Raw genomic sequence first — 16,971 nt, 5'->3', positions numbered from 1 at the left:
GGCGGCTCAGGAGAGTGAGGAGATTAGACCGCGCGGAAGGCTATCTCTCCGGGAATGACTTTCCCCTGCCAGTACAGCTGCGCCGCGACGCGGTCGGCCAGCTGACGGTAGGTCTCGGTAAACTCGCTTTCCGGACGCGCAACCACCGTCGGCGTCCCTTTGTCGAGGTCTTCGCGCAGGGTAATATGCAGCGGCAGCTGGCCCAGCAGCTGGGTATGATATTTCTCCGCCAGCTTCTGCGCGCCGCCGGTACCGAAAATCGGCTCGTGGTGTCCGCAGTTGCTGCAGATATGCATGCTCATGTTTTCCACGATACCCAGCACCGGTACCTCGACTTTTTCAAACATCACGATGCCTTTTTTGGCGTCGATCAGGGCAATATCCTGCGGCGTGGTGACGACGACCGCGCCGGTGACCGGAATGTTTTGCGCCAGCGTCAGCTGAATATCACCGGTGCCCGGCGGCATATCCAGTACCAGATAATCGAGATCCGGCCACAGCGTTTCCTGCAGCATCTGCATCAGCGCCTTGCTGGCCATCGGGCCGCGCCACACCATGGCGTTGTCGTCGGTCACCAGATAACCGATGGAGTTGGTAGCGAGACCGAATTTCATAATCGGCGCCATATGGGTGCCGTCCGGCGAAGTCGGACGCTGATCTTCCGCGCCGAGCATGGTCGGAATCGACGGCCCGTAAATATCGGCATCCAGAATGCCGACTTTCGCACCTTCCGCCGCCAGCGCCAGCGCGAGGTTGACCGCCGTCGACGATTTACCCACCCCGCCCTTGCCGGAGCTGATGGCGATAATGTTTTTCACGCCGTTGATGCCCGGCTGATTTTTTACCCGCTGAAGCGTGGCGATGCTGTGCGTCAGCTTCCAGTCAATGGCTTTGGCGCCGGTAATGCGCAGCAGCTCGGCGCTGCACTGCTCCTTCAGCGCTTCAAACGCGCTGTTCCAGACGAACGGCATCTGAATTTCAATGTGCACGGTCTCGTCCAGCCAGGCGACGTGATGCAGCGCCTTCAGCGTAGTGAGGTTATGTTTCAGGGTTGGGTGCTGGAAATTAGCCAGGGTCCCGGCGACCATCGCGCGCAGACGCTCGGGGGATTTGGCCTGGGATTGCGAACTCATCCCGACTCCTTTGTTATTGTGAGTTGAATCTTGTGCGTTAAGTTTACCTTAAAGGGAATAATTCCCCCACCATAAGCTTTGGGCTTACCAAATTATTGCCTTTGCGGTAACATCAAAACCCCTTTTTACAATAGAAGATGTAATGCCCACTATGACTCAAGTCGCGAAGAAAATTCTGGTAACGTGCGCGCTGCCGTACGCAAACGGCTCAATCCACCTCGGCCACATGCTGGAGCACATCCAGGCTGATGTCTGGGTCCGTTACCAGCGAATGCGCGGCCACGAAGTCAACTTCATCTGCGCCGACGACGCCCACGGCACCCCGATCATGCTGAAAGCGCAGCAGCTCGGAATTACTCCGGAGCAGATGATTGGCGAAATGAGTCAGGAGCATCAGACCGATTTTGCTGGCTTCGACATCAGCTACGACAACTACCACTCCACGCACAGCGATGAAAACCGCGAGCTGTCGGAGCTCATCTACACGCGCCTGAAAGAGAACGGTTTTATCAAAAACCGTACCATCTCTCAGCTTTACGATCCGGAAAAAGGCATGTTCCTGCCGGACCGCTTTGTGAAAGGCACCTGTCCGAAGTGTAAATCACCGGATCAGTACGGCGATAACTGCGAAGTGTGCGGCGCGACCTACAGCCCGACCGAGCTTATCGAGCCGAAATCGGTGGTATCCGGCGCGACGCCGGTGATGCGCGAGTCCGAGCACTTCTTCTTCGACCTGCCGTCGTTCAGCGAAATGCTTCAGGCGTGGACCCGCAGCGGCGCGCTGCAGGAGCAGGTGGCGAATAAAATGCAGGAGTGGTTCGAGTCCGGCCTGCAGCAGTGGGATATCTCCCGCGATGCCCCGTACTTCGGCTTCGAAATCCCGAACGCGCCGGGTAAATACTTCTACGTCTGGCTGGATGCGCCGATCGGTTACATGGGCTCCTTTAAGAACCTGTGCGACAAGCGCGGCGACGCCACCAGCTTCGAAGAGTACTGGAAGAAAGACTCTACTGCCGAGCTGTACCACTTTATCGGCAAAGACATCGTTTACTTCCACAGCCTGTTCTGGCCGGCGATGCTGGAAGGCAGCAGCTTCCGCAAACCGACCAACCTGTTCGTTCACGGCTACGTGACGGTCAACGGCGCCAAGATGTCCAAGTCGCGCGGTACCTTTATTAAGGCCAGCACCTGGCTGAATCATTTTGACGCCGACAGCCTGCGCTACTACTACACCGCCAAGCTCTCGTCACGTATCGATGATATCGACCTGAACCTGGAAGACTTCGTGCAGCGCGTCAACGCCGATATCGTCAACAAGGTGGTTAACCTTGCCTCGCGTAACGCCGGTTTCATCAACAAGCGTTTCGACGGTATGCTGTCCGCCGAGCTGGCCGATCCTCAGCTGTATAAAACCTTCACCGATGCGGCAGCAAGCATTGGCGATGCGTGGGACAGCCGCGAGTTCGGGAAAGCCATCCGCGAAATCATGGCGCTGGCCGACGTGGCAAACCGCTACGTTGACGAGCAGGCGCCGTGGGTGGTCGCCAAACAGGAAGGCCGCGACGCCGATCTGCAGGCCATCTGCACCATGGGCCTGAATATGTTCCGAGTGCTGATGACCTGGCTGAAGCCGGTTCTGCCGCAGTTGGCCGCCCGCGCCGAAGCGTTCCTCAACGGCGAACTGAGCTGGGATGCTATCCAGCAGCCGCTGCTCGGTCACAAGGTTAACGCCTTTAAAGCGCTGTATAACCGCATCGAAATGAAGCAGGTTGAGGCGCTGGTCGAAGCGTCGAAAGAAGAAGTGAAGGCGCTGTCAGCGCCGGTCACCGGTCCGCTGGCGGACGATCCGATTCAGGAAACTATCACCTTTGACGATTTCGCCAAAGTGGATATGCGCATCGCGCTGATTGAAAACGCCGAGTTAGTCGACGGTTCCGATAAGCTGCTGCGCCTGACGCTGGATCTCGGCGGCGAGAAGCGTAACGTCTTCTCCGGCATCCGCTCCGCCTACCCTGATCCGCAGGCGCTGATTGGCCGCCTGACGGTGATGGTCGCTAACCTGGCGCCGCGCAAAATGCGCTTCGGCATCTCTGAAGGCATGGTGATGGCCGCAGGTCCTGGTGGGAAAGATATCTTCCTGCTCAGCCCGGACAGCGGGGCTCAGCCGGGCCAGCAGGTCAAGTAAGGCTGTATAAAGCGCTGCTCCGGCAGCGCTTTTTTTTTAGAGCGCCACGATATTGTCGACGACATCGCCCGCCGGGTGCTGGCGCAGAAAGAAGAAAACGCTGGCATAAGCGCGAAACGGCGACGTCCGAGGATACGCCCGGCACCATCGCCCAATGCTGTATACAATTAGAGATGATGATTGATTAACAAGGAATGATAATGAAATTTAACCGCAGGATGACCGCCGCTCTGGGCGCCACGCTATTGATGGCTGCGCTTGTCGGCTGCGATAATAACAAAGATGAGGTCAAAACGTTTAACAATACGATCAACGGCGTTGATCTGACCTACATCTATCACTACAAAGGCGATGTCGTCACCCGCCAGGACGCTGAGAATACTATCCCCTATCAATCACTCGGGGTAAGTAACGAAGAGCAGGCGCGCAAGGTCATCGACCCTATCGGCGCGGCCTACAGCAAAATCAAAGGCGTTACCCACAGCGTCGACTATAAAGAGAACGTCGCGCAGGAACACCTCTCCATCGACTTTAATCAGGCTAAAATCAGCGAGCTGTGTCACTTGCCGGGGGCCAGTTTTTCCGACTGTTCACAAAAGTTCATTTCGCTGAGCGAGTCGGAGAAATTGCTGAAATCGCAGGGTTTTAAAGAAGTGAAACAGCCCTGACTGGTGCGGAGTACTCCCGGCTTGCGCTGCGCTGAGCCGGGCTACGGAGCCGCGCATTTAGTAGCCCGGCTCAGCGCAGCGCAAGCCGGGGAGGCATATCAGGATTTCGCGTGTTCGCGCTCGGTCAGTCCGCGCAAAAAGTAGCGCAGGAACTGGTCGCCGCATTCGCGGAAGTTTTTATGATCCGGGGCGCGCATCATGGCGGTGATTTCCGGCATGGAGACGCGGAATTTCTGCTGGGTGAGGATAGCGAGAATATCATCCGTCTTCAGGGAGAAGGCAATACGCAGCTTTTTCAGCACGATGTTATTATTCACCCGGCGTTCGACCGCCAGCGGCGGCGCGGACGCATCTTTACCGCGTTTGTCGTAAATCAGGCCGTTGAGGAAATTCGACAGCACGATATCCGGGCAGCGCGCAAACCCCTCTTCGTCTTCTTTTTTCAGCCAGGGAACCAGCTGTTCCGCGCTGACCGGCGCATCCGCCAGGGCAAAAATACGAACCAGGCCGCTGTTATTGGTTTTCAGGGTGTAGCGCAGGCTACGGAGAATATCGTTACTGATCATATTGCCTTCATGATGAAAAAATCTGCCGCTAAGTCTATCACGATTCCGCCGTTTTACAGCCCAATCGCCTCTTTCAGGCTCTTCAGGTAGCGGCGGCTGACCGGCACCGTTTGCCCGGCGCGCATCAGCAGCTCCGCCTGGCCGTTCTCCTCAAAGCGGATCTCCTTGAGATGGGACATGTTTACCAGGTACTGACGATGGCAGCGCAGCAGCGGCGTTCGGCTCTCGAGCGTGCGCAGGGTGAGCTCGGTAAAGCCCTCCTTCCCTTCGCGGTCGGTCACGTAAATCCCGCTCATCCGGCTGCTGACGAAGGCCACGTCTTCCATCTGCAGTAGCCAGATCCGGCTGTGTCCGGTGCAGGGAATATATTTTAGCGCCTGCTGGGTATCGTCGAGCACGGTCATATCCTGCAGGCTGCGCTCCTGGCGCAGGCGAAACAGCGTTTTTTCCAGCCGGGCGGACTCAATCGGCTTGAGTAAATAATCAAACGCGTGCTCTTCAAAGGCCTTCACCGCGTACTCGTCAAACGCGGTAAGGAAGACGATATAGGGCCGATGCTGCGGATCGAGCATGCCGACCATCTCCAGACCGCTGATGCGCGGCATCTGGATATCCAGAAACAGCACGTCCGGGCGCAGCTTATGTACCGCGCCAATCGCCTCGACGGCATTCCCGCATTCGCCAACGATCTCAATATCAGGCTGGGTCTCCAGCAAAATACGCAGGTTTTCACGCGCCAGCGGCTCGTCGTCGACAATTAATACTTTTAACATGCGCTTTCCTCCAGAGGCAGTCTCAGCGTGACGCGGGTAAAACATTCCGGCTCGCAGGTTACGGTGATCCCGCAGTCGGTGCCAAAGCGCGCCCGCAGTCTGCGGTCGACCAGGTTCATGCCCAGCCCGCTGGCGCTGGGTTTGTCCTGATACAGCCCGGCATTATCTTCAATATCCAGCTGCAGCCAGCGCTCTTGCTGACTGGCGCGGATGGTGATTTCGCCCACCCCAAGGTGCTGCGAAGTCCCGTGTTTAATCGCGTTTTCGACGATTGGCTGCAGGGTAAACGCCGGTAGCTGATGCTGCCCCAGCGCCTCGGGCACCAGCATATGAATCTGCAAATTGGTCTGAAAACGCGCTTTCTCAATCTGCAAATAGGCGTTCACATGTTCAATCTCATCGGCCAGGGTCACGATCTCCGCTGGCCGCTTCAGATTTTTGCGGAAAAAGGTCGACAGATACTGCACCAGCTGCCCGGCCTGGTCGCTATCGCGGCGAATCACCGCTTTTAGCGTATTCAGCGCGTTGAACAGGAAGTGCGGGTTCACCTGGGCGTGCAGCAGCTTGATTTCCGACTGCGTCAGCAGCGCCTTTTGCCGCTCATACTGTCCGGCCAGGATCTGCGCCGACAGCAGTTGCGCAATTCCCTCCCCCAGCGTGCGGTTGATGGAGCTAAACAGGCGGTTTTTCGCTTCATAGAGTTTAATGGTACCGATGACCCGCTGATTTTCGCCGCGCAGCGGGATAACCAGCGTCGAGCCCAGCTTGCAGTTCGGATGAATCGAGCAGCGGTAAGGCACCTCGTTGCCGTCGGCGTAAACAACTTCGCCGGTATCTATCGCCTTTTGGGTATAGAGCGAAGAGATGGGTTTGCCCGGGAGGTGGTGATCGTCGCCGATTCCGGTAAACGCCAGCAGCTTGTCGCGATCGGTTATCGCCACCGCGCCGATATCCAGCTCCTGGATCAGCACCTGCGCGACCTTCATGCTGTTCTCTTCGTTGAACCCCTGGCGCAGGATCCCCTCCGTCGAAGCGGCGACCTTCAGCGCCGTAGCCGAAAAGGCCGAGGTGTATTTTTCAAACATCGCTCGCTTATCCAGCAGGATGCGCATAAATAGCGCCGCCCCGACGGTGTTGGTGACCATCATGGGCGCGGCGATGCTTTGTACCAGATGCAGGGCATCTTCGAACGGGCGAGCGATAAGCAGAATAATCAGCATCTGCACCATCTCGGCGAAAAAGGTGATCGCGCCGGCGGTGAGCGGGCTGAAGACTTTGTCCGGCCGCCCGCGTTTGACCAGAATACTGTGTACCAGCCCGCCGAGTAGCCCTTCTACGATGGTGGATACCATACAGCTCAGCGCGGTCATGCCGCCCAGCGAGTAGCGGTGAAGCCCGCCGGTCAGCCCCACCAGGCCGCCAACCACCGGCCCGCCCAGCAGGCCCCCCATCACCGCGCCGATGGCGCGCGTATTGGCGATCGAGTCTTCGATATGCAGCCCGAAGTAGGTACCGAGGATGCAGAAAATGGAGAAGGTTACGTAGCACAGGAGCTTATGCGGCAGCCGGACGGTGACCTGCATTAACGGGATGAACAGCCGCGTTTTGCTCATCAGCCACGCAATGACCAAAAACACGCACATCTGCTGAAGCAGCAGCAACACCAGATCAAACTCGTACATACCCGCAGACCACACTTCATTTGAAAGCGCGTAACATACACTGCTTGCTTATAACTTTCTTTGAAGCAATACATGAAAATGATAATTCATGTTCAGGATCACATTTCTTCGCGTCTCGCCGGCTCAAATATGTACAAAAAACAGACAAAAATTCCCGCTTCGGCAAACAGCTTCTACAGTTAATGGAGGAGAACACAGCGGGAGGAGAAAATGGCGCTTTATACAATCGGCGAAGTGGCCCAGCTTTGCGATATCAATCCCGTGACGTTACGCGCCTGGCAGCGGCGCTACGGATTACTGAAACCCCAGCGTACCGACGGCGGCCACCGCCTGTTCAACGAATATGAGATAGACCGGATTCGCGAAATTAAACGCTGGATTGACTCCGGCGTGCAGGTGGGGAAAGTGAAAACGCTGCTGATGGATAATGAGCAGGAGGTAGCCGACGGCTGGCGCAAGCAGCAGGAAATTTTGCTCGGTTATCTGCAAAACGGTAGCTATCATCGCCTGCGTATGTGGCTTAAGGAGCGCAACCACAGCGAGTCAGCGCAAATTCTGGTGAAGAATCTGATTAATCCATTACGCCAGCGCCTGCTTAGCCCGCAGCCCACGCTGCTGGCGCTGCGGGGCATCCTTGATGGTATTCTGATTAATCATATCGCCCGCACTCTTTCATCCACGGCAAAATATCCCGGCAGCCATGCGCTGATTATCGGCTGGAATGTGAATGATATCACCCGGCTATGGCTGGAGGGCTGGATAGCCAGCGAACAGGGCTGGCGGGTGGACATTCTCGCCCATTCGCTGAACCAGCTCCGACCGGAGCTTTTCCCGGAGAGTACGCTGATGGTCTGGTGTGGAGAAGCGCCCTGTAGCGCCCAGGTCAATCAAATGCGCCTCTGGGAGCAGCAGGGCCAGATTATCTGGCTGAATCACGCCACTGCCACGTCTCCCGGAGGCGGCGCCTGACGCGCCTGTCCGGGCTACGGGTTATCTGCAATCTGTGGCCGGGTAGAAACCGCAGCAATGCCACATCGCGGCACATTCCCCGGGTTGCGGCGTAAACGCCTTACCCGGGCTACCGGCCCGCAGACGGTGATGAACCGTAGCCCGGCTAAGCGCAGCGCAAGCCGGGTAGAAACCGCAGCAATGCCACATCGCGGCACATTCCCCGGGTTGCGGCGTAAACGCCTTACCCGGGCTACCGGCCCGCAGACGGTGATGAACCGTAGCCCGGCTAAGCGCAGCGCAAGCGGGTAGAAGCCGCAGCAACGCTACGTCGCGGCACATTCCCCGGGTTGCGGCGTAAACGCCTTACCCGGGCTACCGGCCCGCAGACGGTGATAAACCTGTAGCCCGGCTAAGCGCAGCGCAAGCCGGGTAGAAACCGCAGCAATGCCACGTCGCGGCACATTCCCCGGGTTGCGGCGTAAACGCCTTACCCGGGCTACCGGCCCGCAGACGGTGATGAACCTGTAGCCCGGCTAAGCGCAGCGCAAGCCGGGTAGAAGCCGCAGCAATGCCACGTCGCGGCACATTCCCCGGGTTGCGGCGTAAACGCCTTACCCGGGCTACCGGCCCGCAGACGTTGATGAACCGTAGCCCGGCTAAGCGCAGCGCAAGCCGGGGGTGGTTGTCGTAGCTAAAAAGCAATTAATGTTTTATTAACACCTGCGCTTCACCGTATAATCCCTGCGTTAACATCAGGAGCCTATTATGAAGCCAGCGAAAATTGCGGTGATTACCCTGTTCTTATTTATGGCCATCAGCGGCATCGGCGGCGTGATGCTGGCCGGTTATTCATTTATTGTTCGCGGTGGTGTCGGCTGATTCGCTGGTTCAGCCGTTCAAACCCCCGGTCGACGATAATCGCCGCCAGCGCCACCAGCAGCGCCCCCTGAATCACATAAGCGGTATTAAATCCGCTGAGGCCGATAACAATCGGCGTGCCGAGCGTATTCGCGCCGACGGTTGAAGCAATGGTCGCCGTACCGATATTGACGATGGTCGAGGTACGAATTCCGGCCAGCATCACCGGCGCCGCCAGCGGCAGCTCAACTTTTATCAGCCTCTGCCAGCCGGTCATCCCCATTCCCTGAGCGATAGCTAACACACCGGACGGTACCGCCCCAATCCCGGCCAGCGTGCCCTGCAAAACCGGTAAGATGCCGTACAGCACCAGCGCAATAAGCGCGGGCTGCCAGCCAAACCCCATCACCGGAACCGCAATCGCCAGCACCGCGACCGGCGGAAACGTCTGCCCCATTGCGGCAATCGTCTCCACCAGCGGGCGAAACTCATGCCCCGCCGGACGGGTGACCGCAATCCCGGCGACGACGCCCACCACCGTAGCCGCGAGGCTGGAGAGCGCCACCAGCCAAAAGTGCGCCAGGGTAAGAGAAACAAAACTCTCCTGCTGATAAACCGGACGCGGCAGTTCGGGAAACAGCGCGCTGAACAGCGGCGCGCTGTAGGGCAACGCCAGCAGCAGCGCGATAAACATGGCGCTGAGCCACAGCAGCGGATCACGCAGCACCTTCACGCCGGGCCTCCTCGCGCAGCAGGTCGGCAAAATGCAGCGTCCCGCAGGCCTCTCCCTGCTCATCGACCACCGGCAGCACCTCGCGGCGATGAGCAACGAACTGCGACAGCGCCTCGCGCAGGGTCATCGTCACGTTCAACACGTCCCCCGCCAGGCGCTCATCGCGGCGCAGATAATCACTCACGCCGCGTAGCGACAGCAGGCGCACGCCCAGTTCGCTACGGCCAAAGAACGTCTCCACAAACGCATTTTTTGGCTCCAGCAGCATCTGCATCGGCTCACCCTGCTGTACCACTTCGCCGCCGTCCATCAACACCAGATGGTCCGCCAGCCGCAGTGCCTCATCGATATCGTGAGTCACCAGCACAATAGTGCGTCCCAGCAGGCGATGAATGCGGATCATCTCCTGCTGCAAGGCTTCGCGCGTCACCGGATCGAGCGCGCCGAAGGGTTCATCCATCAGCAGCACTTCCGGGTTGGCGGCCAGCGCGCGCGCCACGCCGACGCGCTGCTGCTGGCCGCCGGAAAGCTGATGCGGGTAGCGTTCGCGCAGGCCCGGCTCCAGCCCCAGCAAGGCCATCAGCTCATCGACCCGCGCCTGGGTCTTCTGCCGCGACCACTTTTGCAGCTGCGGGACGGTGGCAATGTTCTGCGCCACCGTCCAGTGGGGGAACAGGCCGATGGACTGGATGGCGTAGCCCATTCTGCGGCGCAGTTCGAGCACCGGCTGCTGGCGAATATCCTGCCCGGCGAAACGGATCGTCCCGCTGTCGTGCTCCACCAGGCGATTAATCATCTTCAGCGTGGTCGACTTCCCCGAGCCGGAGGTGCCAATCAGCACCGAAAATGCCCCCTCGCGCAGATGCAGATTGAGGTTTTTCACCGCAGGCTCTCCGGCAAAGGCTTTATTGACGCCGTCGAACTCAATCACGGGCCTCTCCTTTCAGTAATGCGCCCCACAGCGCGAATAACGCATCCACCACCACCGCCAGCGCGATGGTCGGGATAACCCCCAGCAGCACCAGATCCAGCGCGCTGCTGAGCAGCCCCTGGAAAACCAGCGCGCCGAAGCCGCCCGCGCCAATCAGGGCCGCCACCACCGCCATACCCACGGTTTGTACGCTGACCACCCGCAGGCTGCGCAACAACACCGGCAACGCCAGCGGTAGCTGTACCTGACGAAAGCGCTGCACGCCGCTCATCCCCATCGCCGTCGCGCTCTCCAGCGCTTCGCGCGGCACCTGCTGAAGGCCGATCGTCACCCCGCGTACCAGCGGCAATAGCGCATACAGCACCAGCGCAATCAGCGCCGGCGTGATGCCGGTGCCGGAAACGCCGAGCTGCGCCAGCGACGGAAACTGGCGCGCCAGCCCGGCCAGCGGCGCGATAAGCAGGCCAAAAAGCGCGACGGAGGGAACGGTCTGAATCACGTTGAGAACGGCAAAAACCGGCGATTGCCAGCGGGGGTAGCGCCAGAGCCAGACGCCAACGGGTAAGCCAATCAGCAGCCCCGGCAGCAGGGTCCCCAACAGCAGCGTCACATGCTGGGACAGCGCATCGTCAAACACCTCGCGGCGATTGAAATACTCTTTCAGCAAAGAGAGGCCATCGAGCGCGCCGAGCCCCAGCAGCAGCGCGGGCAGCAGCCAGACCTGCGCGTTCAGCAGCCAGCGCCACAGGGCTCGGGTCGTCAGGCGACGAACGGCATCGCTGGCGATAAGCAGGCACAGCGCCAGCGCCAGCCACAGGCCGCTTCCCGGCGAGGTGCGGGCCAGCGGAGAACCGCTCTGAGCCAGCTGTACCGCCGCACTGCCGGCTCCCCACAGCAATAAAGGCAGCAGCAGATCCGCCAGCAGGAAGATAACCAGCAGCGGGAGACGCCCGGGACGCCAGCTCAGCAGCGCTATCAGCAGCCCTGCCGCCCCCTGTACGCCCGCCAGCCACGGCCAGACCTGCCATAGCCAGCGCCCCTCGCCGGATAACAGCCGGTTAGGCGCATAGTTAATAAACGGCAGCGCCATCGCCAGCAGCAGGAGGAATGCCAGCAGCAGCGCAACCCGGTTACAGCAACGAGTGGTCACGCGCGCCCTACTTCAGCAGCCCTTTCTGTTGCAGATAGTCGGCGGCGACTTTCTTCGCATCCAGGCCCTCAACCGCAATACTGGCGTTCAGCTTTTGCAGCGTCTTTTCATCCAGGCTGGCGAAGACCGGCTGTAGCCAGTCGGCTATCTGCGGATACGCTTTTAACACCGCTTCACGTACGACCGGCGTGGGCGCATAAATCGGCTGCACGCCCTTCGGGTCGCTCAGGGTTTGCAGACCCAGCGCGGCGACCGGGCCATCGGTACCGTAGGCCATCGCCGCATTCACGCCGGAGGTTTGCTGCGCCGCCGCTTTGATGGTGACCGCCGTATCGCCGCCCGCCAGCGACAGCAGCTGATTTTGCTTGAGCGTGAAGTCGTAGGCTTTTTCAAACGCCGGCAGCGCGTCCGGCCGTTCAATAAATTCCGCCGAGGCGGCCAGCTTAAAGTCACCGCCCTTTTTCAGATAGCCGGCAAGGTCACTTAATGAGGCGAGGTGGTTTTTCTCCGCCAGATCCTGACGGACGGCGATAGTCCAGGTGTTGTTGGCCGGAGCCGGGGTAAGCCAGACGAGCTTATTCTTTTCCGCGTCCAGCTTTTTGACTTTTTCGTATCCCTGCTGCGCGTTTTTCCACGCCGGGTCGTTCTCCTCTTTGAAGAAGAACGCGCCGTTGCCGGTATATTCCGGGTAAATGTCCAGCTCTCCGGCGGTTATCGCCCCGCGCACCACCGGGGTGGTGCCGAGCTGGATTTTATTGACGGTTTTCACCCCGTGGCTTTCCAGAACCTGCAAAATAATATTGCCGAGCAGCGCCCCTTCGGTGTCAATTTTTGAGCCGACCTTAACCGGCTCCGCCGCCTGCAGCGGCAGGCTTATCAGGGCCGCCAGCGCCAGCGTGCCGGACCACATACTTGCCTTAATCATCCTCGCGTCCCTCTTTAATTTGCGCTCCATTAACAGGAGCTTAAGCAAAAAGCGTAGTTCATTTGGGGCGGAGCGGAAAAAGAAAAGGCCGATAAATCGGCCTTTGGGGTAAGGAATGCGTGTTCCCGGATGGCGGCCGCAGCCTTACCCGGGCGACAAATCACCATTACAGCAGTTCAAACTCGCTCTGCTTCACGCGGGCGGAGTCGACGCCGATAAAGACGTTGAATTTACCCGGCTCGGCGTCGTACTTCATCTGCTGGTTCCAGAACTTCAGCGCTTCAACGTCAATCGGGAAGCTGACGGTTTGCGTCTCGCCCGGCTTGAGGGTCACCTTTTTAAAGCCGCGCAGCATTTTCACCGGACGGCTCATGGAAGCGGTAACGTCCTGCAGATAAAGCTGAATCACCGTCGCCCCTTCGCGCTTGCCGGTATTGGTTACCTGCACGCTGGCGGTCACGCTGCCGTCGCGCTGCAGGGTCGGCGCCGACATTTTCACGTCGGAAACGCTAAAGGTGGTGTAGCTCAGGCCGTAGCCAAACGGATAGAGCGGGCCGTTGGCTTCGTCAAAGTAGCGCGAGGTGTACTTGTTCGGCTTATCCGCATTGTACGGGCGACCGGTGTTGAGATGGCTGTAGTAGGTCGGGATCTGCCCGACCGAGCGCGGGAAGGACATGGGCAGCTTGCCAGACGGGTTGTAGTCGCCGAACAGCACATCGGCAATAGCGTTGCCGCCTTCGGTACCGGCAAACCAGGTTTCGAGGATCGCATCAGCCTGCTGATCCTCTTTCACCAGCGCCAGCGGACGACCGTTCATTAGCACCAGCACCAGCGGTTTACCGGTCGCTTTCAGCGCGCTAATCAGGGCGCGCTGGCTCGGCGGCAGGGTGATGTCGGTGCGGCTGGAGGCTTCGTGGGCCATGCCCTGCGCCTCGCCCACCACGGCAACCACCACGTCGGACTGCTTCGCCGCCGCCACGGCTTCGTCAATCATCTCCTGCGGCGAGCGCGAGTCAACCTGCACCGCTTTCTCGTACAGATTGAGGAAGTCGACGATGCCTTTATCGTCAGTGACATTGGCGCCTTTGGCATAGATAATCTTGCCTTTGTCGCCCAGCGCGTTCTGCAAACCGGTCAGCACGGTGACCGACTGATCGGCCACGCCCGCCGCCGACCAGCTGCCCATCATGTCGCGCTTGCTGTCGGCCAGCGCGCCGATTACCGCGATAGTGCCCGATTTTTTCAACGGCAGCGTATCGAGGCGGTTTTTCAGCAGCACCAGGCTTTCGCGCGCCACTTCGCGCGCTTCTTTGCGATGCAGGCGGCTTTCGGCGTTGGTATCCTGCGGATCGGAATCCTTCGGCCCCAGGTGGCTATACGGGTCGTTAAACAGGCCCATATCATATTTCACGTTCAGCACGTGGCGGGTCGCGTCATCCAGCTCCGCCATCGTCACCTTACCGGACTTCACCAGTCCCGGCAGATACTTGCTGTAGTACTCGTCGCTCATGCTCATATTGATGCCGGACTTCAGCGCCACGCGCACCGCGTCTTCCGGGTCCGACGCCACGCCGTGTTTGATCAGCTCTTTGATAGCGCCATGGTCGGAGACGGTGATGCCTTTAAAGCCCCACTGGTCGCGCAGCACGTCCTTAAGCAGCCAGGCGTCGGAGGTCGCCGGGGTACCGTTGAGCGAGTTGAGCGCCACCATAACCGCGCCGCTGCCCGCATCCAGCCCCGCTTTGTAGGGCGGCATATAGTCGTTGAACAGGCGCTGCGGGCTCATATCAACGGTGTTGTACTCTTTGCCGCCTTCGACCGCGCCGTAGGCGGCAAAGTGCTTGACGCTGGTCATCACCGAGTAGCGATCGGCCGGGCTTTTCCCCTGCATCGACTCCACCATCGCCCTGCCCATCTCGGTGGTCAGGTAGGTATCTTCCCCGAACCCTTCAGAAGCGCGGCCCCAGCGCGGATCGCGGGAGACGTCGACCATCGGCGCCCAGGTCATGTTCAGGCCATCATCGGCCGCTTCGTAAGCCGACACCCGCCCGACGGTGTTCACCGCGTCGAGGTTAAAAGAGGAGGCCAGGCCAAGGCTAATCGGAAAGACGGTACGCTGGCCGTGGAGCACGTCATAGGCGAAAAAGAGCGGGATTTTCAGGCGGCTGAGTTCCATCACCTGATCCTGCATAATGCGGATATCATGGCGGGTCACGGTGTTAAAAATCGCCCCCACCTGGCCTTCTTTGATCATCTCGCGGATGGCCTCTTTCGGGTTATCCGGGCCGACGCTAATTAAGCGCAGCTGACCGATTTTTTCATCCACCGTCATTTTCGTCAGCAGTTCCGTCACAAACGCATCCCGCGCCTGCGGCGTTAGGGGATGATTGCCGAACAATTCATCCGCCAGCGCCGGTTGCAGCGCCAGGCTCACAGCGACGCCTACAGTACAAAGCCATTTCATTTTTATCCCTCATTGTTCCAGTCGACCAGATCGGCGAAAAGATAGCAAAAATCGAAGTCTGCCATAAACATAAACGAGACGCCTGAATAAAGCGCGCGTTGTTCTCTGATTTTTAGAAACATTGATGCATCAAATTGTCATACAAAGCGCTATTCTTATTTTTGATAATTTTGTACCACCACAAGGAGTGGAACATGTCATCTGCAACAACCTATAACAACGCTTTTCTGGCTGAACTCGCCCGTCTGGTCGGCTCGTCCCATCTGCTCACCGACCCGGCTAAAACCCAGCGCTACCGTAAAGGCTTTCGCTCCGGCCAGGGCGACGCGCTGGCGGTGGTCTTTCCCGGTACCCTGCTGGAGCTGTGGCGCGTGCTGAACGCCTGCGTCGACGCCGATAAAATCATTCTGATGCAGGCGGCCAACACCGGCCTGACCGAAGGCTCAACGCCGAACGGTAACGATTATGACCGCGATATCGTCATTATCAGCACCCTGCGCCTGGATAAACTGCATCTGCTGGATAAAGGCGAGCAGGTGCTGGCTTATCCCGGCACGACGCTCTATTCGCTGGAAAAAGCGCTGAAGCCGCTGGGTCGCGAACCGCACTCGGTCATTGGTTCATCCTGCATCGGGGCATCGGTGGTCGGCGGGATCTGCAACAACTCCGGCGGCTCGCTGGTACAGCGCGGCCCGGCGTATACCGAAATGTCGCTGTACGCGCAAATTGATGAAAACGGCAAGCTGACGCTGGTGAACCACCTCGGCATTGACCTCGGCACCACGCCAGAGCAAATCCTCAGCCGCCTCGACGACGAACGGGTTAAAGATGAAGATGTGCGCCACGACGGCCGCCACGCCCACGATCATGATTACGTCACCCGCGTGCGCGACGTGAATGCCGATACCCCGGCGCGCTACAACGCCGACCCGGACCGCCTGTTTGAATCCTCGGGCTGCGCCGGCAAGCTGGCGGTGTTCGCCGTGCGCCTCGATACCTTCCCGGCGGAAAAACGCCAGCAGGTGTTCTACATCGGCACCAACCGCCCGGACGTGCTGACCGAAATTCGCCGCCATATTCTCGCCGAGTTCAACCATCTGCCGGTGGCGGGCGAGTACATGCACCGCGATATTTACGACATCGCCGAGCAGTACGGGAAAGACACCTTCCTGATGATCGACAAGCTCGGCACCGATAAAATGCCGTTCTTCTTTACCATGAAGGGCCGCACCGACGCGATGCTGGAGAAAGTGTCGCTGTTTAAGCCGCACTTCACCGACCGCTTTATGCAAAAGCTGGGTCACGTCTTCCCGTCGCATCTGCCGGAGCGAATGAAAACCTGGCGCGATAAATACGAACACCATCTGCTGCTGAAAATGGCGGGCGACGGCATCGAAGAGGCTCAGGCCTGGCTTGGGGAGTATTTCCAGAATGCCGAAGGGGATTTCTTCGTCTGCACCGCAGAAGAAGGCAGCAAAGCCTTCCTGCACCGCTTTGCCGCCGCGGGTGCGGCGATCCGCTACCAGGCGGTTCACGCCGATGAGGTGGAAGATATTCTGGCGCTGGACATCGCCCTGCGCCGTAACGACACCGAATGGTTTGAGCATCTTCCCGCCGATATCGATAGCCAGCTGGTGCATAAGCTCTATTACGGCCACTTTATGTGCCACGTTTTCCATCAGGATTACATCGTGAAAAAAGGCGTCGATGCCCACGAACTGAAAGAGAAAATGCTGGCGCTGCTGAAGGAGCGGGGCGCCCAATATCCGGCCGAGCATAACGTCGGCCATCTGTATGAAGCGCCGGAAAGCTTAAAACGCTTCTATCGCGAAAACGATCCCACCAACAGCATGAACCCGGGGATTGGCAAAACCAGTAAGCAAAAATACTGGGGCGAAGCGCAGGATAAACCGACGAGCGCGACCGAACCGCAATAATCCGCACGGGGGACT

Annotated in this window: 14 protein-coding genes; 5 read left to right on the top strand and 9 right to left on the bottom strand. The window is 59.0% G+C overall.

What is annotated here, in order from left to right:
- Window positions 1-23: 23 nt before the first annotated feature.
- On the bottom strand, window positions 24-1,133 hold the full coding sequence (apbC, locus tag JLG71_RS08695; RefSeq protein WP_200914107.1) for an iron-sulfur cluster carrier protein ApbC: 1,110 nt from the start codon (window positions 1,131-1,133) through the stop codon (window positions 24-26).
- Between the two features lie 151 nt (window positions 1,134-1,284).
- Between apbC and metG the strand changes: the two genes are divergently transcribed.
- Window positions 1,285-3,318, top strand: a complete 2,034-nt coding sequence (metG, locus tag JLG71_RS08690; RefSeq protein WP_134897705.1) for a methionine--tRNA ligase — start codon at window positions 1,285-1,287, stop codon at window positions 3,316-3,318.
- A gap of 200 nt (window positions 3,319-3,518) precedes the next feature.
- On the top strand, window positions 3,519-3,986 hold the full coding sequence (locus JLG71_RS08685) for a YehR family lipoprotein (protein ID WP_014230129.1): 468 nt from the start codon (window positions 3,519-3,521) through the stop codon (window positions 3,984-3,986).
- A 98-nt stretch (window positions 3,987-4,084) separates the two neighbouring features.
- Here the strand turns inward: JLG71_RS08685 and JLG71_RS08680 are convergent, their stop codons facing one another.
- From JLG71_RS08680 to JLG71_RS08670, 3 genes are read right to left on the bottom strand one after another with little or no spacing between them, the layout of a single operon-like run.
- Entirely contained in the window at window positions 4,085-4,552 is a 468-nt protein-coding gene (locus JLG71_RS08680) for a YehS family protein (protein ID WP_049082656.1), read from the bottom strand.
- A 53-nt stretch (window positions 4,553-4,605) separates the two neighbouring features.
- Entirely contained in the window at window positions 4,606-5,325 is a 720-nt protein-coding gene (btsR, locus tag JLG71_RS08675) for a two-component system response regulator BtsR (RefSeq protein WP_004852613.1), read from the bottom strand.
- On the bottom strand, window positions 5,319-7,007 hold the full coding sequence (locus JLG71_RS08670; protein WP_004852614.1) for a sensor histidine kinase: 1,689 nt from the start codon (window positions 7,005-7,007) through the stop codon (window positions 5,319-5,321). The genes btsR and JLG71_RS08670 overlap by 7 nt, the downstream gene beginning before the upstream one ends.
- Window positions 7,008-7,217: 210 nt before the next feature.
- Between JLG71_RS08670 and JLG71_RS08665 the strand changes: the two genes are divergently transcribed.
- Window positions 7,218-7,976, top strand: a complete 759-nt coding sequence (locus JLG71_RS08665; protein WP_047723253.1) for a MerR family transcriptional regulator — start codon at window positions 7,218-7,220, stop codon at window positions 7,974-7,976.
- Window positions 7,977-8,723: 747 nt separating this feature from the next.
- Window positions 8,724-8,837: a protein YohO gene (locus tag JLG71_RS08660; RefSeq protein WP_004103838.1), complete on the top strand. Its 114-nt coding sequence runs from the start codon at window positions 8,724-8,726 to the stop codon at window positions 8,835-8,837.
- Here the strand turns inward: JLG71_RS08660 and JLG71_RS08655 are convergent.
- The 5 genes from JLG71_RS08655 to bglX form a co-directional block, all read right to left on the bottom strand.
- Window positions 8,812-9,549 carry an ABC transporter permease gene (locus JLG71_RS08655; RefSeq protein WP_046877134.1) on the bottom strand — a complete coding sequence of 246 codons (738 nt, stop codon included), beginning with the start codon at window positions 9,547-9,549 and terminating at the stop codon, window positions 8,812-8,814. The genes JLG71_RS08660 and JLG71_RS08655 overlap by 26 nt on opposite strands.
- Window positions 9,533-10,480 (bottom strand): ABC transporter ATP-binding protein, encoded by a 948-nt coding sequence (locus tag JLG71_RS08650; protein ID WP_032750595.1) that lies wholly within the window; start codon window positions 10,478-10,480, stop codon window positions 9,533-9,535. Before JLG71_RS08650 ends, JLG71_RS08655 begins: the two co-directional genes overlap by 17 nt.
- The gene (locus JLG71_RS08645; RefSeq protein WP_025106765.1) at window positions 10,473-11,630 is read right to left on the bottom strand and encodes an ABC transporter permease; all 1,158 of its coding nucleotides are present in this window, start codon (window positions 11,628-11,630) and stop codon (window positions 10,473-10,475) included. The genes JLG71_RS08650 and JLG71_RS08645 overlap by 8 nt, the downstream gene beginning before the upstream one ends.
- A 7-nt stretch (window positions 11,631-11,637) precedes the next feature.
- Entirely contained in the window at window positions 11,638-12,555 is a 918-nt protein-coding gene (gene osmF / locus JLG71_RS08640; protein ID WP_032693700.1) for a glycine betaine ABC transporter substrate-binding protein OsmF, read from the bottom strand.
- A 166-nt stretch (window positions 12,556-12,721) separates the two neighbouring features.
- A complete protein-coding gene (gene bglX, locus JLG71_RS08635; RefSeq protein ID WP_071846086.1) occupies window positions 12,722-15,019 on the bottom strand; it encodes a beta-glucosidase BglX in 2,298 nt (765 codons plus the stop codon).
- Window positions 15,020-15,213: 194 nt separating this feature from the next.
- Here bglX and dld point away from each other — a divergent pair, with 194 nt between their 5' ends.
- Window positions 15,214-16,956, top strand: a complete 1,743-nt coding sequence (dld, locus tag JLG71_RS08630; protein WP_200914105.1) for a D-lactate dehydrogenase — start codon at window positions 15,214-15,216, stop codon at window positions 16,954-16,956.
- Window positions 16,957-16,971: the final 15 nt, after the last annotated feature.

Origin of the sequence: Klebsiella michiganensis (assembly GCF_015139575.1) — a bacterium.
Taxonomy (GTDB): Bacteria; Pseudomonadota; Gammaproteobacteria; order Enterobacterales; family Enterobacteriaceae; genus Klebsiella; species Klebsiella michiganensis.
The sequence above is the reverse complement of the archived record's forward strand: the minus strand, read 5'-3'. Positions and strand labels throughout refer to the sequence as shown.

Coding starts and splice junctions, on each gene's coding strand:
- JLG71_RS08660 (WP_004103838.1), top strand. CDS start 8,724: ATGAAGCCAGCGAAAATTGCGGTGATTACCCTGTTCTTATTTATGGCC.
- osmF (WP_032693700.1), bottom strand. CDS start 12,555: ATGATTAAGGCAAGTATGTGGTCCGGCACGCTGGCGCTGGCGGCCCTG.
- JLG71_RS08685 (WP_014230129.1), top strand. CDS start 3,519: ATGAAATTTAACCGCAGGATGACCGCCGCTCTGGGCGCCACGCTATTG.
- JLG71_RS08665 (WP_047723253.1), top strand. CDS start 7,218: ATGGCGCTTTATACAATCGGCGAAGTGGCCCAGCTTTGCGATATCAAT.
- apbC (WP_200914107.1), bottom strand. CDS start 1,133: ATGAGTTCGCAATCCCAGGCCAAATCCCCCGAGCGTCTGCGCGCGATG.
- JLG71_RS08680 (WP_049082656.1), bottom strand. CDS start 4,552: ATGATCAGTAACGATATTCTCCGTAGCCTGCGCTACACCCTGAAAACC.
- dld (WP_200914105.1), top strand. CDS start 15,214: ATGTCATCTGCAACAACCTATAACAACGCTTTTCTGGCTGAACTCGCC.
- btsR (WP_004852613.1), bottom strand. CDS start 5,325: ATGTTAAAAGTATTAATTGTCGACGACGAGCCGCTGGCGCGTGAAAAC.
- metG (WP_134897705.1), top strand. CDS start 1,285: ATGACTCAAGTCGCGAAGAAAATTCTGGTAACGTGCGCGCTGCCGTAC.
- bglX (WP_071846086.1), bottom strand. CDS start 15,019: ATGAAATGGCTTTGTACTGTAGGCGTCGCTGTGAGCCTGGCGCTGCAA.
- JLG71_RS08670 (WP_004852614.1), bottom strand. CDS start 7,007: ATGTACGAGTTTGATCTGGTGTTGCTGCTGCTTCAGCAGATGTGCGTG.